General features: G+C 65.3%; 22 protein-coding genes. 11 read left to right on the plus strand and 11 right to left on the minus strand.

The window, feature by feature from the left end:
- Nucleotides 1-68: 68 nt before the first annotated feature.
- Nucleotides 69-956 carry an NmrA family NAD(P)-binding protein gene (locus tag A3CW_RS0134245; RefSeq protein WP_028207570.1) on the minus strand — a complete coding sequence of 296 codons (888 nt, stop codon included), beginning with the start codon at nt 954-956 and terminating at the stop codon, nt 69-71.
- A gap of 204 nt (nt 957-1,160) precedes the next feature.
- Here A3CW_RS0134245 and A3CW_RS0134250 point away from each other — a divergent pair, with 204 nt between their 5' ends.
- On the plus strand, nt 1,161-2,027 hold the full coding sequence (locus A3CW_RS0134250) for a helix-turn-helix transcriptional regulator (protein ID WP_028207571.1): 867 nt from the start codon (nt 1,161-1,163) through the stop codon (nt 2,025-2,027).
- A 44-nt stretch (nt 2,028-2,071) separates the two neighbouring features.
- Here the strand turns inward: A3CW_RS0134250 and acuI are convergent, their stop codons facing one another.
- The 5 genes from acuI to A3CW_RS0134275 all read right to left on the minus strand — a co-directional run bounded on the left by acuI (nt 2,072) and on the right by A3CW_RS0134275 (nt 6,650).
- Complete coding sequence (gene acuI, locus A3CW_RS0134255) at nt 2,072-3,055, minus strand: acrylyl-CoA reductase (NADPH) (protein ID WP_028207572.1); 984 nt, start codon at nt 3,053-3,055, stop codon at nt 2,072-2,074.
- 46 nt (nt 3,056-3,101) lie between these two features.
- The gene (gene acuR / locus A3CW_RS0134260) at nt 3,102-3,737 is read right to left on the minus strand and encodes an acrylate utilization transcriptional regulator AcuR (protein WP_028207573.1); all 636 of its coding nucleotides are present in this window, start codon (nt 3,735-3,737) and stop codon (nt 3,102-3,104) included.
- A gap of 58 nt (nt 3,738-3,795) precedes the next feature.
- Nucleotides 3,796-4,809: an SLAC1 anion channel family protein gene (locus A3CW_RS0134265; RefSeq protein WP_028207574.1), complete on the minus strand. Its 1,014-nt coding sequence runs from the start codon at nt 4,807-4,809 to the stop codon at nt 3,796-3,798.
- A 119-nt stretch (nt 4,810-4,928) separates the two neighbouring features.
- The gene (locus A3CW_RS0134270; RefSeq protein ID WP_028207575.1) at nt 4,929-5,516 is read right to left on the minus strand and encodes a flavin reductase family protein; all 588 of its coding nucleotides are present in this window, start codon (nt 5,514-5,516) and stop codon (nt 4,929-4,931) included.
- Nucleotides 5,517-5,615: 99 nt separating this feature from the next.
- Nucleotides 5,616-6,650 (minus strand): LacI family DNA-binding transcriptional regulator, encoded by a 1,035-nt coding sequence (locus A3CW_RS0134275; RefSeq protein WP_028207576.1) that lies wholly within the window; start codon nt 6,648-6,650, stop codon nt 5,616-5,618.
- Nucleotides 6,651-6,802: 152 nt separating this feature from the next.
- Between A3CW_RS0134275 and A3CW_RS0134280 the strand changes: the two genes are divergently transcribed.
- Both A3CW_RS0134280 and A3CW_RS0134285 read left to right on the plus strand, forming a co-directional pair.
- Nucleotides 6,803-7,846 carry a sugar ABC transporter substrate-binding protein gene (locus A3CW_RS0134280; RefSeq protein ID WP_028207577.1) on the plus strand — a complete coding sequence of 348 codons (1,044 nt, stop codon included), beginning with the start codon at nt 6,803-6,805 and terminating at the stop codon, nt 7,844-7,846.
- Nucleotides 7,847-7,887: 41 nt separating this feature from the next.
- Nucleotides 7,888-8,886, plus strand: a complete 999-nt coding sequence (locus tag A3CW_RS0134285) for a fatty acid desaturase (RefSeq protein ID WP_051481902.1) — start codon at nt 7,888-7,890, stop codon at nt 8,884-8,886.
- 36 nt (nt 8,887-8,922) lie between these two features.
- Here the strand turns inward: A3CW_RS0134285 and A3CW_RS0134290 are convergent, their stop codons facing one another.
- A complete protein-coding gene (locus tag A3CW_RS0134290; RefSeq protein WP_028207579.1) occupies nt 8,923-9,873 on the minus strand; it encodes a DMT family transporter in 951 nt (316 codons plus the stop codon).
- A gap of 116 nt (nt 9,874-9,989) precedes the next feature.
- Between A3CW_RS0134290 and A3CW_RS0134295 the strand changes: the two genes are divergently transcribed.
- Together A3CW_RS0134295 and A3CW_RS0134300 are read left to right on the plus strand one after the other, a co-directional pair.
- On the plus strand, nt 9,990-10,796 hold the full coding sequence (locus tag A3CW_RS0134295) for an AraC family transcriptional regulator (protein WP_028207580.1): 807 nt from the start codon (nt 9,990-9,992) through the stop codon (nt 10,794-10,796).
- An 87-nt stretch (nt 10,797-10,883) separates the two neighbouring features.
- Nucleotides 10,884-11,102 (plus strand): hypothetical protein, encoded by a 219-nt coding sequence (locus A3CW_RS0134300; RefSeq protein WP_028207581.1) that lies wholly within the window; start codon nt 10,884-10,886, stop codon nt 11,100-11,102.
- An 82-nt stretch (nt 11,103-11,184) separates the two neighbouring features.
- On the opposite strand, the gene A3CW_RS0134305 is transcribed toward A3CW_RS0134300, so the two are convergent.
- From A3CW_RS0134305 to A3CW_RS0134320, 4 genes are all read right to left on the minus strand, one after another.
- The gene (locus A3CW_RS0134305; RefSeq protein ID WP_028207582.1) at nt 11,185-12,378 is read right to left on the minus strand and encodes a porin; all 1,194 of its coding nucleotides are present in this window, start codon (nt 12,376-12,378) and stop codon (nt 11,185-11,187) included.
- A 131-nt stretch (nt 12,379-12,509) separates the two neighbouring features.
- Complete coding sequence (locus A3CW_RS0134310) at nt 12,510-13,865, minus strand: cytochrome c (RefSeq protein ID WP_028207583.1); 1,356 nt, start codon at nt 13,863-13,865, stop codon at nt 12,510-12,512.
- A gap of 8 nt (nt 13,866-13,873) precedes the next feature.
- Entirely contained in the window at nt 13,874-15,649 is a 1,776-nt protein-coding gene (locus tag A3CW_RS0134315) for a GMC family oxidoreductase (protein ID WP_028207584.1), read from the minus strand.
- A complete protein-coding gene (locus A3CW_RS0134320) occupies nt 15,650-16,399 on the minus strand; it encodes a gluconate 2-dehydrogenase subunit 3 family protein (RefSeq protein ID WP_028207585.1) in 750 nt (249 codons plus the stop codon).
- 309 nt (nt 16,400-16,708) lie between these two features.
- On the opposite strand from A3CW_RS0134320, the gene A3CW_RS0134325 reads away from it, so the two are divergent.
- The 6 genes from A3CW_RS0134325 to A3CW_RS0134350 all read left to right on the plus strand — a co-directional run bounded on the left by A3CW_RS0134325 (nt 16,709) and on the right by A3CW_RS0134350 (nt 23,646).
- On the plus strand, nt 16,709-17,656 hold the full coding sequence (locus A3CW_RS0134325) for a dihydrodipicolinate synthase family protein (protein WP_028207586.1): 948 nt from the start codon (nt 16,709-16,711) through the stop codon (nt 17,654-17,656).
- 41 nt (nt 17,657-17,697) lie between these two features.
- A complete protein-coding gene (locus tag A3CW_RS0134330) occupies nt 17,698-19,278 on the plus strand; it encodes an aldehyde dehydrogenase (NADP(+)) (RefSeq protein WP_028207587.1) in 1,581 nt (526 codons plus the stop codon).
- Nucleotides 19,279-19,552: 274 nt separating this feature from the next.
- Nucleotides 19,553-20,653 (plus strand): ABC transporter substrate-binding protein, encoded by a 1,101-nt coding sequence (locus A3CW_RS0134335; RefSeq protein ID WP_245623828.1) that lies wholly within the window; start codon nt 19,553-19,555, stop codon nt 20,651-20,653.
- A gap of 109 nt (nt 20,654-20,762) precedes the next feature.
- Nucleotides 20,763-21,842, plus strand: a complete 1,080-nt coding sequence (locus A3CW_RS0134340; protein ID WP_028207589.1) for an ABC transporter ATP-binding protein — start codon at nt 20,763-20,765, stop codon at nt 21,840-21,842.
- Nucleotides 21,839-22,720 (plus strand): ABC transporter permease, encoded by an 882-nt coding sequence (locus tag A3CW_RS0134345; RefSeq protein ID WP_028207590.1) that lies wholly within the window; start codon nt 21,839-21,841, stop codon nt 22,718-22,720. Before A3CW_RS0134340 ends, A3CW_RS0134345 begins: the two co-directional genes overlap by 4 nt.
- On the plus strand, nt 22,720-23,646 hold the full coding sequence (locus tag A3CW_RS0134350) for an ABC transporter permease (protein WP_028207591.1): 927 nt from the start codon (nt 22,720-22,722) through the stop codon (nt 23,644-23,646). Before A3CW_RS0134345 ends, A3CW_RS0134350 begins: the two co-directional genes overlap by 1 nt.
- Nucleotides 23,647-23,677: the final 31 nt, after the last annotated feature.

The raw sequence follows: 23,677 nt of genomic DNA on the forward strand, positions 1-23,677 counted from the left end.
CGCGCAGTCATGCACTAAAGGCCGGGCGTGCGTAGCGCCCGGCTTTTTTTGTCATTGCGGTGTGCGCGCTATTGGCTGTTGAATTTCGCAACGAGCGGGCCGAACACGTCGCTTAGCGCGGTCGTGCCGAAGCGCCGCTCGCTGCGGCTCGCTTCCACGTCGATGCGGCCGGTGTTGAATACGTCGTAAAGATCGGTGATGAGCCCGCCGTGTTTCTCGCTGAGTCCGGCTTTGAGAAGCATGGGGGCCCACGATTCGCGCGGCAGCGCATGAGGCGTGATCGTGCGGCCGCTCGCGGCGCTCAGTGCCGCCGCGATGTCGTTCACGCTGACCCTCTGCGGTCCTTCGATGCTCACGATTCTCGGCGTGCCGGACTGGTGCGATTCGAGCAGCAGCGCGGCGCTCGCCGTGCCAACGTCCTGTGCGGCGACCGTGGGAAAGCGGCGCTCCAAAGGCAGGTGGAGGCTCGGCAGCGTACCGGTTGCGAGCGCGCCGGGAATGAACGCCGCCCAGTTCTGCATATGTTCCGCCGAGCGCAGCAACACCAGTTGCGTGGCAATGGGCTTCAGCTGCTTTTCCAGGTAGTGATACAGCCGCGTGATGCCCGTATTCAACGGCAATTCCGCGCCATAGTCGGAAATGGCGAGCAGCGTGGCGGGCGGGTTTTCGCGCAGGGCGTCGGTCGCGACGTCGATCATCGTGCGCATGGTCGTTTCGGGATCCGTATCACCGGATGGAACGGGGCAGAGCAGCTGGACGGCGTGAGCGCCCTCGATTGCGGCCGCGACCGACTGCGCGTCGGTCAGATCGGCGAGCACGATTTCGCAGCCCAGCCCTGCAAGACTTTCGCCCTGGCGAGCGTGGCGCACCACGGCGCGCACGGGTTTGCCCGCACGACGCAACGCCGCGGCGGTGACGCGCCCGGCCTTTCCCGATGCTCCAAAAATCACGAACATGATCGCTTTCTCCTGGTGTGCGTGGTCTGCGTCATCGTAGGCAGACGAACGCCGCATGGCGCGCAGGAACGGATGGCGTTGCGCAGAAACGGATGATTGAATACGGCCACCATCGCGCGGTGCGCGAGCGTGGCCGTAATCCAGTAAACTGGCCGCAAACATCGCACGAATTCCCGCACGGCTTGAGCGTCGAAAAGGATTGCCATGAGCGCACTGACTGCAGATTCGAACCGGCACGCCGGAGCAAGCGTCAGCCTGCGTTCGAGCGCCGGATTGGGCTGGCATGGCGGTGGCGCCGAACTGCTGCGTGTGAGTGCGGGGCAGCATCGCTTCCCCGCGATGGCGGATCACCGCATTGGCATTCATGTCGGCACGCCGGTGCGTGCGCGATGCGCGTGCGACGGCCGCCGCCAATCGCGGCTTCAGGCGCACGGCGACGCGGATGTGGTGCCCGCCGGGGTCGAAGGCGAATGGACTGATGACGCAGACTGCACGATTCTGCGCGTGTGGTTCGACGACCGCTTCGTGCGATCGATTGCGGACCAAATGGAGAGCCCGCTGGGTAAGCGCGAGATCCGGCCGCATCTGCAGTTGCGCGACCCGCGCATCAATTCGCTGGCGGGCGCGCTGCTGGCCGAGATCGAGGCGGGAACGGCTTGCGACCCGCTATTTGCCGAGAGCATTTCCACGGCAATGGTCGTGCGGCTGCTCGGCGGCACGGGCGCGCCGGAAGGCCGGGGTGCAGCCGTGCTTGCGGCACACAAAGCGGCGCGCGTGACCGATTACATCGAGAGCCATCTCGATCAACGCCTCACGCTCGGCGAACTCGCTGCGCTCGTCGACCTGAGCGTGCCGCATTTCAAGGCCCTGTTTCGCGAAACGCTGGGCATGCCGGTCCATCAATATGTCGTGCGGCGGCGCGTCGAACGCGCGAGGGCGCTGCTCATCGAAGGCAAACTCAGTCTGAGCCAGGTGGCGCTCGAAGCGGGGTTCGCGCATCAAAGCCATATGGCGCACTGGATGACGCGGCTTCTCGGCGTCACGCCGCGCGCGTTCGCGAAGGGTTCGTGAACGCGGCGAAATCGTGAAGCGTTGAATCGCCGCGGCTGCGCACGTTACCGGTTGACGTCCACCACGAGCCGCCCGCGCACCTGCCCGGCGAGCAGATCGCTTGCGGCCGCAATGGCCTCGGCCAGGCCGATCTCCCGCGTAATCGTGTCGAGCTGCTTCAGATCGAGCGTCTCTCCCAAAGCGTGCCAGGCTTGCTGCCGCTGCGCAAACGGACGCGTGACGCTATTGATACCCAGCAGACTCACGCCGCGCAGAATGAATGGCGCGACCGTGGCGGGAAGATCCATACCTTGCGCCAGGCCGCAGGCAGCCACCGCTCCATCCGCGCGCAGGCTTGCGCAGACATTTGCCAACGTGTGGCCGCCTACCGAATCGATCGCGGCAGCCCAGCGTTCTTTTTGCAGCGGGCGGCCCGGCTCCGATAGCGAGGCGCGGTCGATGACTTCGACGGCGCCGAGCTGCTTCAGATACTCCGCCTCCTGCAGCCTGCCGGTCGACGCCACGACGCGATAGCCTCGGCGCGTAAGTAGCGCAATGGCAAAGCTGCCGACGCCGCCGCTCGCGCCCGTGACCAGCACGTCGCCGTGTGCGGGCGTGATGCCGTGCCGTTCCAGCGCGAGAATGCAGAGCATGGCCGTATAGCCGGCCGTGCCGACTGCCATCGTTTGTCGCGGCGTGAAGCCCGCCGGCAGCGGGATGAGCCAGTCGCCCTTGACGCGCGCCTTCTGCGCCAGGCCGCCCCAATGTTGTTCGCCAACGCCCCAACCGTTGAGCACGACCGCGTCGCCCACCGCGTAGGCAGGGTTCGCGCTTTGCGCGATAGTCCCCGCGAAATCGATGCCCGGAACCATGGGAAAGCTGCGCACGACCGGGCCTTTGCCGGTGATCGCGAGACCGTCCTTGTAGTTCAGCGTGCTGTAGCCGACATCGACGAGCACGTCGCCTTCCGGCAGGCGCGCGTCGTCGAGTTCGGCAATGCGCGCGTCATACGATCCGGATTCCTTATCAATCAGAATGGCTTTGAACATGATGGGTCGTGCTCCTGAAACAGTGAACGGTTGGCATTGACGCGCCTCACGCGCGCGGCAACCCCGCGATGAAGCCGATGAAGAATGTGTCGAGTGGAGCCGCACTGCGCACGAGCCTGGCGCGCAGCACGGCGCCTTCCCAGCCAATCCAGAAGAAAGCGGCGAGTGAAGCGAGGTCGATTCGCTTTGCGAGCACGCCTTCGCGCTGGGCCTCGCGCAGGCACGCCACGATGCGCGCCTGCCAGCCCTGCAGAATGCGTTCGAGCGTGTCGCGGAAGTCGTCGGGCAGGATGTCCACCTCTACGCCGAGGTTGCCGACGAGGCAACCGCGTGTGTAGTGGTGACGTGCCATGCCTTCGCTGGCGTCTTCTACGAAGGCGCCAAGCCGCTCCAGGGCAGGGCGCGTGTCGTCCTGCAGCCAGTGGTCGAGCTTCGCGCAGAAGTACGCGTCGTACGCGGTCATCAGCTCGCGCCCGAATGCTTCCTTGCTGTCGAAGTAGTGATAGAACGAGCCTTTGGGAATGTTCACCCGCTTGAGCACGGCATCGAGCCCCGTGGCCGCGAAGCTCTGTTCGGTCAGCATTTCCATGCCGGCGCGAATGAGCGATGCACGTGTGTCGGCATGCGCGCGCGGGTCTTTCGGCGGCCTGCCGCGGCGCGGTTTGGCGATGGTCGGTTCCATCTCGCCGATATTAGACCGATCGTCTATAAAATTCAAGCGCGCAGTTGTGTTCGGGCCGCTAGTGGGCCAGCGCTTCCAGTTCTCCCCGCAGCACGCCCCACAACGTGCGGGCGGCCAACAGGAGCAGCAGTGGCGTGACCGTCGCGAGCAGAAAGATCGCGATGCCATGCGTGATGGGGCCCGGCGCGTGGTCGGCGTAACGCTCGGCGCAACTCACCGAGCCCGCGAGCGGAAAGCTCACGGCCCACCACGAGAGCCGGAAGGGGCAGGTGATCGCGAGATAGCGCAACCGGCCGACGAGCACCGTGAGCAGGAACAGCGTGAGCATGTAGAGCGCGTCGGCGAAACGGTCCACTTCACCCGTCACGGTGACGTAGGCCGAGAAGCCCACGGCGAACGGTGCGAGGAGAATGAGGAGCGTCGGCTGCAGATTGTTGGCCATGGGCTCCTCGAACATGAGGCGCGAAAAAATCAGCGTGAAGAGCGGCACGGCGAAAAAGAGCCCCACTGCGAGTGCGAGCAGCAGGACGCCACCCACGCCCGTGATCTGGATGGCAGGCGTGGCGAGTGGAATGTCGATGAGCCCAACGACGGGCACGATCCACGCGGGCGTGGCGTGGGACGGATGCTGACGCTGACTGAGCCAGCGCATGATCACGAACCACGCAAACACGATCATGCCGATTGCGCCGACGATCCACACCGCGCGCGCGAACGGCACGCTCAGGTCGGCAAGCGGGATGGGCAGCAGAAGCAGGCTGATGAACAGGGTCCCAAAGAGATTGCCCGCAATGGGATGATTGAATTCGGCTTTCACGGCATTGGAGCCGGTGACCCATTTCACGGCGTAGCCGAAGCCGATCATCAGGAACGCCAGCACGGCGAGCACGCCGATCAACTGGGCGATCCACAGCGGCATGCCGTACATGCGATGCGCGAGGCGCCATGCCGACGAGAGCCCGGCAAGCCCCATGACCGACCCGAACAGCGCGACGGGCAGGTAACCGAGTTGTCCCGCTTGCGCGGTCGCCTTCGGGCTGCCATACGAGGCCGGCGTATCGAGATCGCTCATGCGTGGCTCCTGGCCGTTTGAAAACACCACGTTGGATGTTTTCAAATATTTGCAATGCGAATTATTTGTGGCGATTTCGCGCCACACGCGATCATAGCGGCCCGATCGCGTTTGCGCGCTTACGCGAGTTCGCGCGCCTTGATCGTGTCGCCGGCGCGCACGAAATTGCCGGCGCCCAGATGGTGGATCGTGTGCAGGTCCGCGTTGCTGCTGTCGAGTTCCCAGTGGCCATTGCGGAAGGCGCGCGGGTCGGCCGCGGCGGCGATCACCTCGGCGAAGCACGTATCGTAGGCGTCTTCGGTATGCCGCTCGGGAATCAGGCGGCATTCCATCCACGCGGAGCAGCCTGTTTCGAGCAGGGGCAAGCCGAGCTTCGGGCCGGTTATGGCGGCGATATCGAAGCGCTGGAACTTGTCGGTCTCGCGGCCGCTCACGCTGCCCACGGCATAAGTCAGGTCGATTGCGGCGGCGCCCGGAATGATCACGCCGAACGTGCCGCTCGCGTTGATGAGTTCGCGCGTGAACGTGCGCTTGTCGATCACGATGGCGATGCGCGGCGGCGTGAACTCCACGGGCATCGACCACGCGGCCGCCATGATGTTGCGGCGCTTGCCGTCGCTGCTGGTGACGAGAACGGTCGGGCCGTGATTGATGAGTCGGCTCGCGTGTTCGAGCGCGACGGGCGTAAACGTCGAGAGGGTCTGCATCGGGGGTTGGCTTCGCGGTGAGTCGGAACCCGAGCGACTTTACCTCAGAAAGCCGAGGCTTGCGGCGCGACGCCGTTACCCCGGCGGCTCAAGCGAGCGTCAAGGCGTGGCAGGCGGCAAATTCGCCTGCAGATAAATCGACATCGGCGTTTGCAACGGCAGGCTCGCGGCCGCGCCGCGGTTGTAGTGGGCGAGGATCACCTCCACGGCGCGCACGGCTTCGACGAATGGGCTTTGGTCCAGCACGGCGTCCATCACGCCTTCGGCGAGCAGCGCGCGGCTGATCGCGGTGAGTTCGTGGCCGATCAGGACGGTTGCGTGCTCACGCTTGAGGGCCTTTAGCGCGCGCGCAATGCCTTCGTCGCCCACCGAAAGATTGTAGATGCCGCGTAATGCCGGGTACTTTTTAAAGGCGTCGCGTGTGAGGCGTTCGGTCGAGGCGGCGTCTTCGCGGCTTTCCACCGTGGCCACGACTTCGCAGGCCGGAAAGCGGCTGCGCAGCACCGAGCGGAATGCGCCGTCGCGCTCCTCGTGGCCGAGGTAGGTTCGCAGGCCCGCGATCACCATGACCTGGCCGCCCGCATCGCCCAGAAAACGGCCCATCAGTTCGCCCGCCGTGCGCCCCGCACAGCGGTTGTCGATGCCCACGTAGGCGAGGCGGCCCGTATCGGGCAGATCGCTCGCAATGGTGACGAGCGGCATCTTGCGCGCCACGCGCGAGAGCGCGTCCACCACCACGGGATGCTCGTACGCCACGACGATCATGGCGTCCGCTTTCTGCGCCGCACGCTCGATCACGCGCGCGAGCGACTTCGGTTCGAGGTCGTCGAAGAACGTGAGCTGACACATCACGCGGTAGGTTTCGAACGACTTCTGCGCGAGTTCGAAGCCGTGACGCAAGGCGATGTAATAGGGCGAATCGGGCTTCTGCGTGACGATCGCGATGCGCAACCAGCGCACGGACACTTCATCCAGCGCCCGGTCCATCTTCAGCTTGCGCGCCCATTCGAGCACGCGCGCTTCCTTGTCGCGCGCCACGCCGCCTCGTCCGTTCAACACACGCTCGACCGTGGAATAGCTCACGCCCGAGGCCTTCGCGACGTCTTCCATCGTGGGTTTGCGTCTCGTGTTCATGCGCGCTTTCCGTGCCTTTGATTAGACAATTGATTTGAGGATTTCTCCTCAAGAATCCGTTTGAGAGCGGAAATTCATTCAACTACATTTTAACCATCCCAGACGGCCCAGCCCGCACGGGAATCGACACGACACAAACTGGAGACATCCCCATGAACATGACGAGATTTCGCGTGGGCCGCGTGTGCGCGGCCGCGCTCGCGGCAGTGGCGCTCGGTAGCGGATTCGTGGCGCATACGGCGCGCGCCGAAGAGCGCTTCGTGATGGTGAGCCACGGATCGGATTCGAACGTGTGGTGGAACACCGTGAAAAACGGCATGCGCGACGCGAGCGAAGATTTCGGCGTGCCCGTCGATTACCGCAATCCGCCGACGGGCGACACTGGCGACATGGTCCGCATTCTCGAGCAGGCCTCGGCGCGCAATTACGCGGGTGTCATCACCACAGTGCCGAATCTCGAGATGATCCAGACGGGGCTGGCAGGCGTGAAGGCCAAGCACATTCCGCTCATCACGATCAACGGCGGCCCGGAAGCGGGCATGAAGCTCGGTGCGATCCTGCACATCGGTCAGCCCGAATACGAGGCCGGCAAGGCCGCGGGCCAGCGCGCGGAAGCGGCCGGCATTCACGACTTTCTCTGCGTGAATCACGGAGCGGACATTCAGGCGCTGTGGGACCGCTGCAAGGGTTTCGCCGACGCCATCGGCGCCGACTACAAGAAGTCCACGCTGGATAGCGGCGAAGACCCGACTGTCATCGAAAGCAAGGTGGCCGCCTTTCTGCGTTCGCATCCCAACACCCAGGCGATTCTCGCGCTCGGCCCCGATCAGGCCATGGGCGTGCTGCGCGGCGTGAACGACGCAGGCAAGGCCGGCAAGCTCTATATCGCGACGTTCGATCTTTCGCCGGACATTCTCGAGGCGATTCAGGCTGGGCAGATCCAGTTCGCCATTGATCAGCAGCCCTATCTTCAGGGCTACCTTTCGGTGGCGGCCATGGCGATCGCGGTGCGCGACAAGACGAATGACCCGGCCCATATCGTCGCCGCGCTCAAGGACGACAAGAAGGTCGCGGCGCGACTCGCGAAGTACGACCTCAAGCCGGTTTATACCGGTTCGACGGTGAGTTCCGGCCCGAGCTTCGTCACGCGCGACAACCTCGCGCCCGTGCAGAAGTATGCGGGTTCGTACCGGTGAAAGCAGGCAGGGAAGAGACCCTCTCGCGCGGAGCACGGCAAATGAACATCGACATGAATGCGTGGTACCGGGTCGAAATCGACCGCAAGCGCCTCAAGGCATTCTCCACTCGCACCGACGCGCGGGGGCTGCTTCAGATGGGTGGTTTCCTCGCGCTCGTCGTGGCGACCGGCGTGCTCGCGTGGTACTCGCTCGGCACGGCCTGGGCGATTCCCGCCTTCTTGCTGTACGGCACGGTGTTCGCGTTCAGCGAGGCCGCGGCGCACGAACTCGGCCACGGGACCGCCTTCAAGACGCGCTGGATGAACGAGACCGCTTACTGGATCATCTGTTTCATGTCGTGGCGCGAGCAGGTGTACAGCCGCTGGCTGCATGCTCGCCACCACACCTTCACGCATCTGACCGCCGAACCTTATCAGGACCCCGAACTGGCGTTCAAGCGGCCGCTCAGTTACGTGAAGCTCGTGACGGACTTCTTGCGCCTCTCGCATGGCATTCAGTTTCTCGGCGCGATCGTGCTGCACAGCTTCGGCATGGTCACGAAGGGTGCGAAGGAGGTGGTGCCGCAAGCCGAGTACCGCAAGATGTGTGCGAATTCACGCGTGCTGCTCGCGTGCTACGTGGCCGTGATCGCCTGGGCGATCGTCGCGCATAGCTGGCTGCCGATCCTGTTCCTGTTCGTCTCGCGCGCCTATGGCACCTGGCTGCACGAACTCTGCGCGCTCACGCAGCACACGGGGCTCAAGGAGAATGTGCTCGATCACCGCGTGTCGAGCCGCACGGTGATGCTCAATCCCGTGGTGCGCTTTCTCTACTGGAACATGAACTATCACATCGAGCATCACATGTTTCCGAGCGTGCCGTTTCATGCGCTGCCCGGCTTTCATGACGCGGTGGCCTCGCAAATGCCGAAGCCTTATGCGGGACTGTGGCCCGCGTGGCGCGAGATTCTGGCGACCTTCGCGCGCCAGCAGCGCGACCCTGAGTATGTGGTCGTGCGCGAGCTGCCGGTGGGCAAGCGCGGCGATGCGGTGGCTTAATCGCGCAGGACCGTATGCACGCTGCTGGATATCGAATCAGGATGCCTGAGCGCCGTTTGCGTTGGCGGCACGGCGGCCGAATGCCTGGCGGACCCAGCTTTGCGCGTTCACCACCAGCAGGCCGAGCAGCACGAGTGCCGAGCCAAACAGGAACGCGGGCTCCACGCGCTCGTGCAGCAGCACGACGCCGAACGCCACGCCGAACAGCGGCGTCATGAACGACAGAATGCCGAGGCGCGCGGCCAGATAGCGGCGCAGCAGCCAGAACCACACGAGATAGCTCACGAACGAGACGAGCAGGGTCTGGAAGGCGATAGAGGCCAGGGCGAGCGGCGTGGCGTGAAAGTGCGCCTGGCCGGTCAGGAACGCGAACGGCACCAGCACGACGAAAGCGCCCGCCAGTTGATAGAAGAGCGTTTGCGTGGCGGGCGCCTCGCTCAGGCGGCTCGTCCGCACGACGACGGTGGTGAGCCCCCACGCCGCGCCTGCACAAAGGCCCATGAAGTCGCCGAGCAACCACAACGGCGAGCCCGGTATGTCGGCGCCCAGCAGCGCGGGGCCGAGGAACGTGATGGCGATGCCCGTGAACGCGATGGCAATGCCGCCCCATTGGAACCGCGCAAGGCGTTCGTCGGGCAGGCGCATATGCAGGCCGATTGCGGCGAACATCGGCGCGGTATAGAGAAACACGGCCATGTGCGAGGCGTTGGTCCAGCGCAGCCCCATGGCGACGAACACGAATTCGAGCGCGAACAGGCCGCCTGTGACGAGCCCCGCGCCGCGCGCCACGCCAGGCAGCCAGCGCTCGCGCGAAACGAGCTGGTTGAAGAGCCACACGAGTGCCGCCGCCACGCCCGAACGCAGCCCGATCTGCAGCATGGGCGGGATGTCCCCGGCCACCGCCTTGATCGCGACCTGTTGCAGACCCCATGCGAGGCAGAGCGCCACCATGATGGCCACGGCCGTTGCGTCGACTTGCTTTCTCATTGCGGGCTCACTGATCTGAAGGATTCGGCTGAAGTTTGGTGACAGTGGGCGTAGTATTGATGCGTCGGGATGCGCGCATATAGCGCAAAACTGACAATCGATAGCCCCAGACCGCCATGCCCAAATCACCCGACCGTGCTCGCCCGGCGCGCTACCTGCGCCTGCCGCCCTTCACCGACGTGCTGCCCACGCCCGTGTTCTTCCGCATGGAGCACATGCCTTCGCACGCCACCTATCCGCAGATGTGCCACCCGTGGGGCGAGTTCGTCTACGCGTTCAGCGGCACGACCGAGGTGAAGGCGGGGGACGAGCACTACATCACGCCGCCGCATCTCGGGCTCTGGATCGCACCGGGCACCGAGCACGTGGGCTTCAACGAGCAGGAGACCGTGCATTGCTCGGTGTACATCAGCCGCGAGCTGTGCACGCGCATGCCGGCAACGAGCTGCGCGGTGATGGTGTCGCCGCTCGTGCGCGCGATCCTCGAGCATCTGCGCGTGACGCCGGCACAGGAGGAGGGCGAAGCGCAGCGCTCGCGTCTCTTGCGCGTGCTCGTGGATCAGCTGTCGACCTGTGCGACCACGGGCAGCTTCGTGCCGCATACCGAAGACGCCGATCTCAACGCGATCCTTCAGGTGCTGCGCCAGAATCCCGCCGACAATCGCTCGCTTGCTGAGCTCGCCGATGCGTTTCACATGAGCGAGCGCACGCTCATGCGTCGCGCGCAAAACGAGCTGGGCATGTCGTTGACGGAATGGCGCCAGCGCATCCGGCTCGTCAATGCGCTGCCGATGCTGCATGCGGGGCGCAGCGTCGAGGCCGTGGCGCTGGATCTGGGGTACGCCACGTCGTCGGCGTTCATCGCAATGTTCCGACGATTGACGGGCACGAGTCCCGGGCAGTTCGTGGCGCGTACGCGTTGAGCATAGGGCTGCGCGCAACGATTACCAAACCTCACGAAACCCCACAAAACCCTAAAGATTCCCCGTGTGCGCGCCGTTAGAGCAGGCATGAAAGCCCTACTCACCCAAACCGACGCACGCTTCATCCTGTCGATCGCCCTCGAGCTGGCCGAAAGCCAGGCCGCCGCGGCCGGGGTTCAGCTCGAATCGGCGGCAGGATCGGCGATTACCGACGACGTGATCGTCGCCACACTCTCGCAGTTCGCACCGACCGTGACGATCGACGAGTTTTATGGCCTGCTGGACCGGCCCGAGGTGCTGCACTGAACGGCGGCGCGGCCGCAAAAAAAGGGTGCTCATGGCATGAGCACCCGCGATTTCGTTGCGCCAGCAACGAAGCCTTAGATTACTAGAACTTCTGACGCAAGCCCACGCTCACAATGGCTTGCGACTGCGTGGCCGACGAGTGGCCGTTGCCCTTGTCGGACACCGAAGCGGTCGCCGCGACCGGATTGCCCGCGGCGTCGAGCGTCATGCCCGATGCATGCTGGTAGCCCGCGAGCAGATACACCGTCGAGCGCGTCGAGAGATCGTAGGTCGCGCCCACCGAAACGTTGTGGTACTGCGCGTCCTGATCCACGTCTTCCACGGCGCTGCCACGCGTGTAGCTGTAGCCCGCGAACAGATGCGTGCGCGGCTGCACGTTCCACTGCGTGAAAATGCCCGCGATATTGAAGATCGCATTGCCCGAGAACAGCGAATTCGCGCCCGAGCGATATTGCACGTTGCTGTAGTTCACGCCGACCACGGCGGGACCGAAGTCCCACGTCGCGCCTGCCGCCACCACCTGCTGCGATTGCGCGCTCGCATAGCCTTCGTTGATCGACGAGTTGAACGTGCCGTCGTACGTGCCTTGCCACTTGCCGTAGGTGGAATCGTCGAGGCCGGTCTTGCTGTTGTCCGAACGCTCATACCCCACGCCCATGCGCAGCGGGCCGTTTGCGTAGCCCGCGCCCACGCTCCAGGTGTTCTTGCGCTTCATGCTGCCTGCCTGGCCGCCGAAACCGTACAGCGCGCCGAACGTGAAGCCCGCGTAATTCGCGCTCGTGTACTTGATCGAGTTGTCCACGCGCGTGGTCTGGTCGAGGTCGTCGATGTCGCCCGGATGCGCGCCGAAGCCGCCGATGTAGTTCACGGGCGCGACCGGCCCGACGAAGTCGTCGAGCGAGGTGTACTGGCGGCCCATGGTGAGCGAGCCGTAACGCTGGTCGGAGAGGCCCACGAAGGCCTGGCGGCCGAACAGGCGCCCGCTCTGGCCTGAGGTGCCGTTCGTGATGTCGAAGCCGTCTTCGAGCAGGAAGATAGCCGCGAGCCCGTTGCCCAGATCTTCCTTGCCCTTGATGCCCCAGCGGCTGCCCGAGAGGTTGCCGGTGGAGAGACCCACGTTCGAATGGCCCGTGTAGGCGCCGGTGGTGCCGGTGCGCTCATTGCTACGATACGTGATGCCGGCATCGGCGATGCCATACAGCGTGACCGACCCTTGCGCCGAGGCGATGCCGGCGAGCGAGAACAGGACTGGTGCGGCGAGCAGGTGTTTTCTCATCATTTGTTGTTTCAACGATCTGAAGATCGCCTGGTGAGCGATTTCTGGTTATGCGCGCACGCGCCTGCGGTCTCGCGAACGAGACGGCAGGCGTGAAACGCGGGAGAGGGAAAAGGGCGGCGCGGGGCGCGTTAGCGCTTGAGCGTTGCGCCGGGCGGCAGCGCCGGCGTGCTCATGGTGACGGTCTTGCGGACCTTCGCGACGTCTTCGGCACTCACTGGCGTGCCAGCGTTGCCCCAACTCGCACGCACGAAGGTGGACACGTCGGCCACTTCCTGGTCGGACAGACGCCAGCCGAACGGCGGCATCGTGAACGACGAGGGCGCGGATTGCGTGCCTTCGAGCGCGCTGCCTGCGAGCAGCACGTGAATCAGCGAAGTGGGGTCCTTGCCCTGCACGACCGGGTTGCCGCCGAGCGCGGGGAATACGCGCGTGTAGCCGCGTCCGTCGCTGCGGTGGCAGGCCATGCAGTTGTCGCGATAGACCGCTGCGCCGCGTGCGTTCGCGTCGCCGTTCTGCAGCTTGTTCGCGGCGGCGGGATCGTAGGCGTACGCGGTTTCCTTCGGATCGCTGGAGGGCAGCGTCTTGAGGTAGCGCGCGATGGCGAGCAGGTCCGCGTCGTTCATGTGCTGCATGCTGTGCTGAACCACGTCGGTCATGCCGCCGAAGGCCGCAGTATGCAGATTGCGTCCCGACTTGAGGAACTGCACGATGTCGTCCTCGCTCCAGTTGCCCAGGCCCGTGCGCGGGTTGCCGCGCAGGCTCGAAGGCACCCAGCCGTCGATCGGGGCGCCGCCCGCGAGGAAGTCGTCGCCTTCCAGGTCGGTGAGCGCGAGTTCCTGCATCGTGCGTGCGCGCGGCGTGTGGCACGCGCCGCAGTGGCCGAGGCCTTGCACGAGATAGGCGCCGCGCGCGACGATCGCATCGTTGTAATGCGAGCCGTCGAACGCCTGCACCTTCGGCGCGAACAGCACGCGCCAGGCGCCGAGCGGCCAGCGCATCGAGAGCGGCCAGGGAATGTCCACGGCGCGGTTCTGTGCCTGCACGGGCCCGACGCCGTGCATGAAGTACGCGTAGAGCGCCTTCATGTCGTCGTCGCTCAGACGTGCGTACGAGGGGTAGGGCATCGCCGGGTAAAGCGTGTCGCCATTCGGCCGCACGCCCTGGCGCACCGCCCTGGCGAAGTCGTCGTAGCGCCACTTGCCGATGCCCGTATTCGCGTCGGGCGTGATGTTGGTCGAGTAGATCGCGCCGATCGGCGTGTCGAACTTCAGGCCGCCCGCGAAGGGCTTGCCGCCCTGTGCGGTGTGGCAGGCAATGCAGTCGCCGGCGCGCGCGAGGTATTCGCCATGCGCGACGAGCGCGGCGTTCGGCAGGTCGGCCGCGCAAGCCGCTTGCGCCGTGAATGACGCTAGGGCCGCGAAGGCCGCGCCCGCAATCGTTGCGCGTGCAACGTTCTCGCGCAGGGAGACAATGATCTTCTTCATGCGGCTCTTCACACGCTCACCAGGGGACCGGGGTTCTTCAGATACTGGTTGCGAATGGCTTTCGCGCTCCAGTAAGCGAGGGCGGCGACAAGGCCGGTCGGGTTGTAGCCGATCCCCTGCGGGAACGCGGAGGCGCCCATCACGAACACGTTGGGCACATCCCAGCACTGCAGATAGCGGTTGATGACGCTGGTGTTCGGGTCGGTGCCCATCACGGCCCCGCCCACGAGGTGAGTGGTCTGATAGCGGCGCGAGTCGAAGTGCGCGCCGAACTCGCGCGTGGAGACGTTGATGGCCTTCGGGCCCATCGCCTCGGCGATCGTCTGCATCTGGCCCGTCACGTACCGCGCCATCCTGATGTCGTTGTCCTTCCAGTCGAAGGTCATACGCAGGAGCGGCTGGCCGTACGAGTCGCGATAGGTCGGATCGAGGTCGAGGTACACGTCGCGGTACGACATGTTGGAGCCGTGCGCGTCCATCGAAATGGTGTGCGCGTAGTGGTCCTTCACGGCTTTTTTCCACCCGGCGCCCCAGTCCGGCGTGCCCGCGGGCGTGGCGATGCCGCTGATCGGCTTCACGCCTGCCTGGTTCACCCACAGCGGCGAGCCGCCCACGAAGCCGAGCGGCCCGTGGTCGAAGTTGTCGGCGTTGAAGTCGTCCACGGCCACGCCGTTGCCGCCCGCGCCGATGAACGGGTTCGTCCACGTGTCCCTGTCGAAGAACGCCGTGATGGTCGAGAGGTTCTGGTACGCGAAGTTGCGGCCCACCACGCCTTCGCCCGAGATCGGGTCGTAGGGTTTGCCGATGCCCGAGAGCAGCAGCAGGTGCACGTTGTGATACTGGAACGCCGAGACGATCACGAGGTCGGCGCTCTGGAACACTTCCTGGCCCGCCGGATCGATATACGTCACGCCCGTGGCGCGCTTTCTGGTGTCGTCGAGTTCGACGCGCAGCACGTGGCATTTCGAGCGCAGCTCGAAGTGCTTTTCCTGCTTGAGCGCGGGCAGGATGTTGAGGTTCGGCGAAGCCTTCGAGTACATGTAGCACGCGTAGCCGCTGCAGAAGCCGCAGAAGTTGCACGGCCCCATCTGCACGCCGTAGGGGTTCGTGTACGGCCCCGACGTGTTCGCCGAAGGCAGGCGGTAGGGATGCAGACCGATAGACTTCGCCGCATCGAAGAAGCGCTGCGCCGAATACGTATTCAGTTGCGCGGGCAACGGGAAATTGTCGCTGCGGGCGGCTTCGAACACATTGCCGTCGCCGACCACGTTGCCCTTTACCTTGTACGCCTGGCCCGAAGTGCCGAACACCTTCTCCGCGAAGTCGAAGTGCGGCTCCAGTTCGTCGTAGGTGACGCCGTAGTCCTGGATCGTCATGCCTGCGGGGATGAACTGCTTGCCGTAGCGCTCTTCGTAGTGGCTCTTCAGGCGCAGCTCTTCGGGCGTGATGCGGAAATGCACGCCCGACCAGTGCAGGCCCGCGCCGCCCACGCCTTCGCCGGGCAGAAACGCGGCGAGCTGGCGGTAGGGCAGGGCCGTGTCGTTCACGCCGTGGCGGATCGAGACGGTGGTCTTCGAAAGATCGAGGAAGAGCTTCTTGCGGATGTTGTACGTGAGCTCGTCGATGGTGTTGGGGTACGCGCCGTCCGGGTAGGTGTCGCGATACTCGCCGCGCTCGAGCGCCACCACGTTCAGGCCCGCTTCGGTCAGTTCCTTCGAGAGGATCGCACCGGTCCAGCCGAAGCCGATCACGACGGCATCGACATGAGGTTTCTTGATTGCCATTTACGTACGCTCCCCGTTGATCGAGACCGGGCCGTACGGGTAGGGCTTGCCGTTCTGGTTCACGAAGTCCATGAAGTCGGCGCGTGCGCCGGGGAAGCTGATCATCTTCCACGCGGCCATGTTGCGGTTGCCGCCGTGGATCGGGTCGCAGAAGTAGCCTTCGCGGGTGTTCTGCAGCAACTGGCCGAAGAACACGGAGGCCGGCACGCCGTCCAGTTCGACCTTGCCCGCTTCGAGCGCGGTGAGCACGCTGTCGCGCGTGCTGGCGTCGAGCGCGTCGAAGTCCTTGCCGTAGGCCTTCGTGCAGTACGCGTTCACGGCCTTGATGCCGAGCCGGTAGATGTCGCGCGGCACGAGCTTCAACTGGTAGCCGAGTTCGGGCACGCCTTGCTGGAACGGCCCCTGCATGTACCAGAGCGCGCCGTGCGCATAGGGCGTGTCCATCTGCCGGTCGATGAATTCGGGCACGCCGGTTTCCAGCGCGCCGGGGCCTTCGGAATCGGCGGGAATCAGACGGTCGGCGGCGGCTTCGACGAAGGCCCACTCGCGCGCGTCGAAGAAGCGTGGCTTGTAGGCGACGGCCTGCCCGGCTTCGGGCCCGGCGTTGGGCGCCGCGGCTGCGCTGCCCGCCGCGGTGGTTTCGGTCGACGGCTGCTTGCCGCCCTCGCAGCCCGCCAGTGCGCTGGCGGGCACGAGCACCGCTGCCGTGCGTAGGAAACCGCGGCGTGTCGTGAGAGGAGATTCAGACATTGTGGGATTCTGTATGAGTTCGGCGCGGTGTGGTTCGACCGTGTCCGCGTAGCCATCCTGAGCGGTGCTCGTGACATCCGCCGCGGCGGCCACGGAACGGAGATAGTAAATGGAACCGGTTCCACGATTGGAGCGCGATTCTACAATATTCCTTTACGGGGCCGGTTCCGGGCGCGCAAGGGTGGGCGGACCCTGGTTGTCGTATCCCCCGAACAAACCCTAACAAATGCAACAAGTTGTTTGACAACTGCGGAGGACCGATGCTACTGTGCACGGTATTGACAACCCTCCATCCCCGCACGAGGCCTCATGAACGTGTCCCCGATTGTCGAGAGCGAATTCGCCTCGACTGTGATGGCAGTGCCGCCGCTCGCACGCCGCCCCGACTTCTCCCTCGACGTCGAACAGAACCGCAAGCTGATCCGCCATATGGAAGCGGGCGGTATCCGCACGCTGCTGTACGGCGGCAATGCGAACCTGTACCACGTCGCCGTGAGCGAATTCCGTGAGTTGCTTGACATGCTCGCCGACCTCACCGCGCCCGAAACGCGTGTGATCCCGGCTATCGGTCCCGACTACGGCAAGATGCTCGACCAGGCGCGCATCCTCGCGCAAACGCAATACCAGACGGCCATGGTGCTGCCGCTCTCCGGCTTCACCACGCCCGCAGGCGTCGAAGCCGGCCTCGCGCGCATCGCCGACATCGCCGGCATTCCGCTCACGCTCTATATCAAGAGCGAAGACTATGTCGACGTCGACACGCTCGTGCGCCTGATCGACCGCGGTACGCTCATTGCGGTCAAGTACGCCATCGTGCGCAAGGACCCGACGAACGACCCGTACCTGCGCCGTCTGCTGCAGAGCGTGCCGGCCTCGAAGGTCGTCTCGGGCATGGGCGAGCGTCCGGCGCTGGTTCACGTGCGCGACTTCGGTCTGGCTGCCTGGACCACGGGCTCGGGCTGTATCGCTGCGAACGCCATCATGGCGCTGCTGAAGGCCGCGAAGGAAGGCCGCGCGGAAGAAGCGCAACGCCTCTACGATGCCTTCATGCCGCTCGAAACGCTGCGCGACAACATCTCGCTGATCCGCGTGCTGCATGACGCCGTGACGCTCTCGGGCATCGCCGACATGGGCCCGATCCTGCCGCTGCTCTCGCAGTCGCCCGCCGAGGCGCTGCCGGCGATCGGCGACGCCGCCAAGGCGCTGCTCGCGTTCGAGCAGAAGCGGGTCGCAACGGCCCAGACCGCCAACGCGTAAGCGGTGCGTCTGGCACAAGCAAGCAATTGAACGGAGCGAACATGCAGATTACTGGAGCCATGCTGCTGGGCGCGCAAGCGGTGCGCGGCGAGGCGGGCGAGATGCGCGCCTTCGCGCCCGCGCTCGGCAAGGAGCTCGAGCCGTCGTTCGGCCTCGGCGGCAAGGCCGAAGTCGCGCGCGCCTGTGAACTCGCGGCGCAGGCGTTCGACGCCTTCCGCGCCGCCCCGCACGAAACGCGTGCGCGCCTGCTCGAAGCGATCGCCGAACGCATTCTCGGCATCGGCGACGCGCTGATCGAGCGCGCGCATCTCGAATCGGCGCTGCCCAAGGCGCGCCTCGAAGGCGAGCGTGGCCGCACGGTCGGCCAGCTGCGTCTTTTCGCATCGCTCGTGCGCGACGGCCGCTGGTGCGGCGCCGTGCTCGACTCGGCGCTGCCGGAGCGCAAGCCGCTGCCGCGCTCGGACCTGCGCGCGCATCGCATCCCGCTCGGCCCCGTGGCCGTGTTCGGCGCGAGCAACTTCCCGCTGGCGTTTTCGGTGGCGGGCGGCGACACGGCTTCGGCGCTGGCTGCCGGCTGCCCGGTCGTCGTGAAGGCGCACCTCGCGCATCCGGGCACCTCGGAACTCGTGGGCCGCGCGATCCAGCAGGCCGTGGCCGACGTCGGCCTGCCCGAAGGCGTGTTCTCGCTCGTCTTCGGCGGCGGCAACGAAGCGGGCGAAACGCTCGTGGCGCACCCGGCCATCAAGGCCGTGGGCTTCACGGGTTCGCGCCGCGGCGGTCTCGCGCTTTCGCATATCGCGGCCACACGCCCCGAGCCGATTCCGGTCTACGCCGAAATGAGCAGCATCAACCCGATGTTCGTGCTGCCCGCGGCGCTGGCCGCACGCGGTGAAGCGCTCGCGCAAGGCTTTGTCGATTCGCTCACGATGGGCGTGGGCCAGTTCTGCACGAACCCGGGCCTCGTGCTCGCGATCGACTCGCCGGAACTCGACCGCTTCGTGCAGGCGGCGAGCGCCGCGCTCACGCAGAAGCCCTCGCAGAGCATGCTGACGGCCGGCATCGCCTCGACGTATGGCGAAGCCGTGGCGGCGCGCAAGCAGCTGCCGGGCATCGAGAATCTGGCCGAAGGCACGAAGACGGACGCGCATTGCGACGCGCTGCCGGTCCTCTTCAAAGCGAGCGCCGAGCAGTTCCTCGCCCAGCACGCGTTGTCGGACGAGATCTTCGGGCCGACCTCGGTCGTCGTGGCGTGCCGCGACGAAGCGGAACTCGCGCGCGTGGCGGAGCACCTCGAAGGCCAGCTCACGGCGACGCTGCACATCGACCGCGACGACTACGCGATGGCCGCGCGTCTTCTGCCGATTCTCGAGCGCAAGGCCGGCCGCATTCTCGCGAACGGCTTCCCGACGGGCGTCGAAGTCTCGTATGCGATGGTTCACGGCGGCCCGTTCCCGGCCACCTCGGACGCGCGCTCGACTTCGGTGGGCGCGATGGCAATCGAGCGCTTCCTGCGTCCGGTCTGCTACCAGGACCTGCCGGCCGAACTTCTGCCAGTCACACTGCAGAACGACAATCCGCTCGCGCTGTGGCGTTTGCGCGACGGCGAGCTGGTGAAGCAGTAATCCCGCGAAAGGGGTCAGGAAAGCGCCTGCAGAAGCCTTGCAGGCGCTTTCTCCAGGAGGAGTCCGACAAGAGGCTCACAGTAGTCTCACAAAGAGCCTGACGTTGCTTGACAACTTGGTGCGTGGTTCGGCATCCTGTGTCCGGCCTGGACAAGACAGGAATGGTCGCGCTAAGAACAAATTCCATAAACAGATGTGAGGAGATGCGATGTTCGATGGACGCTTGAAGGCCAGCGTGCTGGCCGTGTGTGTGGCGGCCGCCGCGGCGCTCGGCATGAGCGTGGCAAAGGCCGATCCCGTTTCCCTGAACATAGTCGACGTGGCCGGTAACCTGCAGCTCACGCAGAAGGCCTTCGAAGCGTTCAAGGCGAAAAACCCGAATCTCGTCTCCAATATCACCTACACCAACGCGCCCGCGCCGCAGTTGCCTGGCAAGATCAAGGCAATGCAGGCCGCCGGCCGCGCCGACATCGATCTCGTGCTGACGGGCACCGACGCGCTCGCTGCCGGCATCGAACAGAACCTGTGGATGAAGCTGCTGCCCGATCAGCAGGCCGCGCTGTCGGGCGTGCTCGACAAGTACGCGCCGGGTCCGCGCAAGATGCAGGACCTGGCGCAAGGCTACGGCCTCGAAGTGTCGTATATGCCGGCCGGTCCGCTGATCGAATACAACCCGGCCAAGGTCGCCAAGCCGCCGCAAACGCCGCAGGAACTGCTGGCGTGGTGCAAGGCGAACCCCGGCAAGCTGATCTATGCGCGTCCGGCCAACTCGGGTCCGGGCCGTACGTTCCTGATGGGCCTGCCGTACCTGCTCGGCGACAAGAACCCGCAAGACCCGATCAACGGCTGGGACAAGACCTGGGCGTACCTGAAAGAGCTGAACTCGTGCGTGCCGTACTACCCGGGCGGCACCTCGGCGGTGATGAAGGAACTGGGCGAAGGCACGCGCGACATGACCGTGACGGTGACGGGCTGGGACATCAACCCGCGCGCGCTCGGCATCGTGCCGGCCGACTTCAAGGTGCAGGCGTTCAACAACATGACGTGGGTGAACGACGCCCACTACATGGTCGTGCCGAAGGGCGTTTCGAAAGAGAAGCTCGCGGTGCTGCTCAAGCTCATGAACTTCATGCTCGAGCCGCAGCAGCAGGCCATGACGTATGACGATGGCTACTTCTATCCGGGCCCGGCAGTGAAGGACGTCACGCTGCAGATGGCGCCGAAGGAAAGCCAGGACGTGATCGCGAAGTACGGTCGCCCCGAGTACGCGAAATGGCTCACGGCCTATCCGCATGTCCAGCCGCTTTCGGCGCAGGCGATGGTCGCGGCGTTCCAGAAATGGGACCGCGAAGTCGGTTCGCAGAAGTCGCAGTAACGAGAGGAAGAATCAGCAATGGACGGACGGTGTTCGAGTACCTCATTCGGTTTGAGCGCCGTCCGCGTTCCATTCGTACGTAGTTGATCTTGTTGGTCAGGAACGTGTCATGAAGCATTCTTTCGATCGTCTGCGCCTCGATTCGGTGGGCCGTAGCTTCACCAACGCAGAGGGGACGCAGCTCGCCGCGCTGCGTGGTCTCGACCTCGACATTCGCCGCGGCGAATTCATCGCGCTGCTCGGGCCTTCGGGCTGCGGCAAATCCACGGCGCTCAATTGCATCGCCGGTCTGCAACCGCTCACGAGCGGCAGCATCTGGCTGGACGACCTGCGTATCGACGTGCTGCCGCCCGAGAAGCGCGGCTTCGGCATGGTGTTCCAGAATTACGCGTTGTTCCCGCACATGACGGTGCTGGAAAACGTCGGCTTCGGCCTGAAGATGCAGAGCGTGCCGCGCGAAGAGGCGAAGCGCCGCGCGCGCGAGGCGCTGCAGCTCGTGCAGCTCGTCGGCCATGAAAACAAGCTGCCGGGCCAGCTTTCGGGCGGCCAGCAGCAGCGCGTGGCGATTGCCCGTGCCATCGTCATCGAGCCGCCGCTCGTGCTGATGGACGAGCCGCTCTCGAACCTCGACACCAAGCTGCGCATCGAAATGCGCGCGGAAATCCGCCGCATTCACGGGCAGCTCGAACGCGCCACGATTTACGTGACCCACGATCAGGACGAAGCGCTTTCGATGGCGGACCGCATCGTCGTGATGAGAGAGGGCGTCGTGCAGCAGGTCGCGACGCCGAAGGAAGTCTATAGCCGTCCGTCGAATCTGCACGTTGCGCGCTTCATGGGCTTTCGCAATGTGCTGCCGTTCGCCATGACGGGCGAGCAGGGCGGCCATGTTGCGATGTCGTCGTCGGGCATCACGCTCACCGGCGTGCCGATGGGCGAGCTCAACGGCGGCGAAATTTCCGTGGCCATGCGTCCCGAAGATTTCGAGCGCGCCAACGCGGGCGATGCGAACGCCTTCGACGTCGAAGTGGAAATGGTCGAATACGGCGGCCGCGATTCGCTGCTGCTCGCCAACGCGCCGTTCGGCAAGCTGTGGGCGCGTGTGGAAGGCGAATTCGAAGCGGGCGAGCGCGCCACGCTGCGCGTCGCGCCTTCGCACGTGCTGGCCTACGCGGAGCGTGCGTCATGAGCACGCTCATTCCGACGCTGGCCAAGGCGCCGCGCGATTCGCGCGGCTGGCTCGTCACGCCCGCGCTTGGCTTCATCATCGCGATGTTCCTCTATCCGTTCGCCTACGGTCTCGTGCTGTCGTTCAGGCCGATGAACGGCGGCGGCATGTTCGCGAATTACCTGCAGTTCATTCACGACCTCTCGTTGTGGCCCACGGTGTTCGTCACGCTCAAGCTGGCGGTGCCCGCGACGATCATCAACGTCGGGCTCTCGCTGCCCGTGGCCTTCGCGCTGCGCCGCAAGTCGCCGTACCAGAAGCTCGTGACCACGCTGCTCGTGATTCCCGTCACGCTCGGCACGGTGCTGATCGCCGACGGCATGCTCAGCTACTTCGGCCCGAACGGCTGGTTCCCGCAGGCGCTGCACGCGCTGCATCTGTATACGAACGAAGAGATTCGTCTCACGCACAACTATTGGGGCGTGCTGATCTCGCTGATCGTTTCGGGTTTCCCGTTCGCGTTTCTGCTCACGCTCTCGTACGTGACGGGCATCGACCCGACGCTCGCGCGTGCGGCGGCCACGCTTGGCGCGGGCCCGTGGCAGCAGTTTCGGCAAATTTATCTGCCGTTGCTCGCGCCCGGTCTCACGATGGCCGCGTGCCTGTCGTTCGTGCAGGCGTATTCGGTGTTCCCTTCGGCGGTGCTGCTCGGCGCGCCCGCGGGTCCCACGCGCGTGATCTCCATCGCGGCTTCCGAAGCGGCGTTCGAGAGCTATGACTACTCGCTCGCCTCGACCATCGCCATCGTGATGGGCTTCGTGCAGCTGATCGTCGTGGCCGCGATGCTGAGCGCCAAGCGCTACTTCTATTCGGGCCCGGTGAGCGGGGGGAAAGGCTGATGAGCGCGCATCAACGTAACGCGTCCGGCCTCGGCACGGGTGCGCAGGCGAGCGAGGAACGTAGCGCTCCTGCCGCCGACGTTGCGCAGGCCAGGCCCGCTTCGCGCCTGCCCGACGTGCTCTGGAAAGTGTTCGTCTGGGGCGGCGTGGTGTTCTTCCTCCTCAACGTGGTGCTGCTGATCGCCACGGTGGGCGTGAACTCCATTGCCACGCGCTGGTTCGGCACGCCGCTGCCGCAGGGCTTCACGCTACACTGGTATGCGCAGGCGTGGCGCGACTTCCAGCTTTCGAGCGTGCTGTGGGTGACGTTCGAAGTGGTCGGCTCGGTTGTGGTGCTCTCCATCGCGCTGGGCGTGCCCGCCGCCTACGCCCTGGCGCGCGCGCAGTTTCCCGGCAAGCGCATCGCCATGCTCGTGTTCCTGCTGCCGCTCATGGTGCCGCCCGTCACGTACGGCATTCCGATGGCGACCGCCATGTACCAGGTCGGCCTGGCCGGCACGCTGCCCGGCGTGATCCTCGCGAACCTGGTGCCCGCGCTGCCGTTCGTGATCCTCGTGATGACGCCGTTCATCGAGCAGATCGATCCGAACCTCGAGTCGGCCGCGCGCATCTTCGGCGCGAACACGCTGCGCTATTTCCGTTATGTATTGCTGCCGCTCCTCGTGCCGGGGATGCTGGCGGCGGGGCTGCTCGTGCTGGTGCGCACGATCGGCATGTTTGAACTCACTTTCTTTACCGCCGGACCCGACACGCAAACGCTGGTGGTTGCACTGTACTACGCCGTCTTCTCGACGGGCGTGCGTGCGCCGCAATCCATCGACGCCATGGCCATGATCTATATGGCCATCACGCTTGCGTGGGTGCTGGTCGCCCTGCAGTTCGTCAGCCCGACACAACTCGTGTCGCGCGTGAAGGAGCAGCGCTAGGGCCGGCGGCTTTACTGGAAACACCTGGAGC

The organism is Paraburkholderia nodosa DSM 21604, from assembly GCF_000519185.1.
In the GTDB taxonomy this organism is placed as follows: Bacteria; Pseudomonadota; Gammaproteobacteria; order Burkholderiales; family Burkholderiaceae; genus Paraburkholderia; species Paraburkholderia nodosa.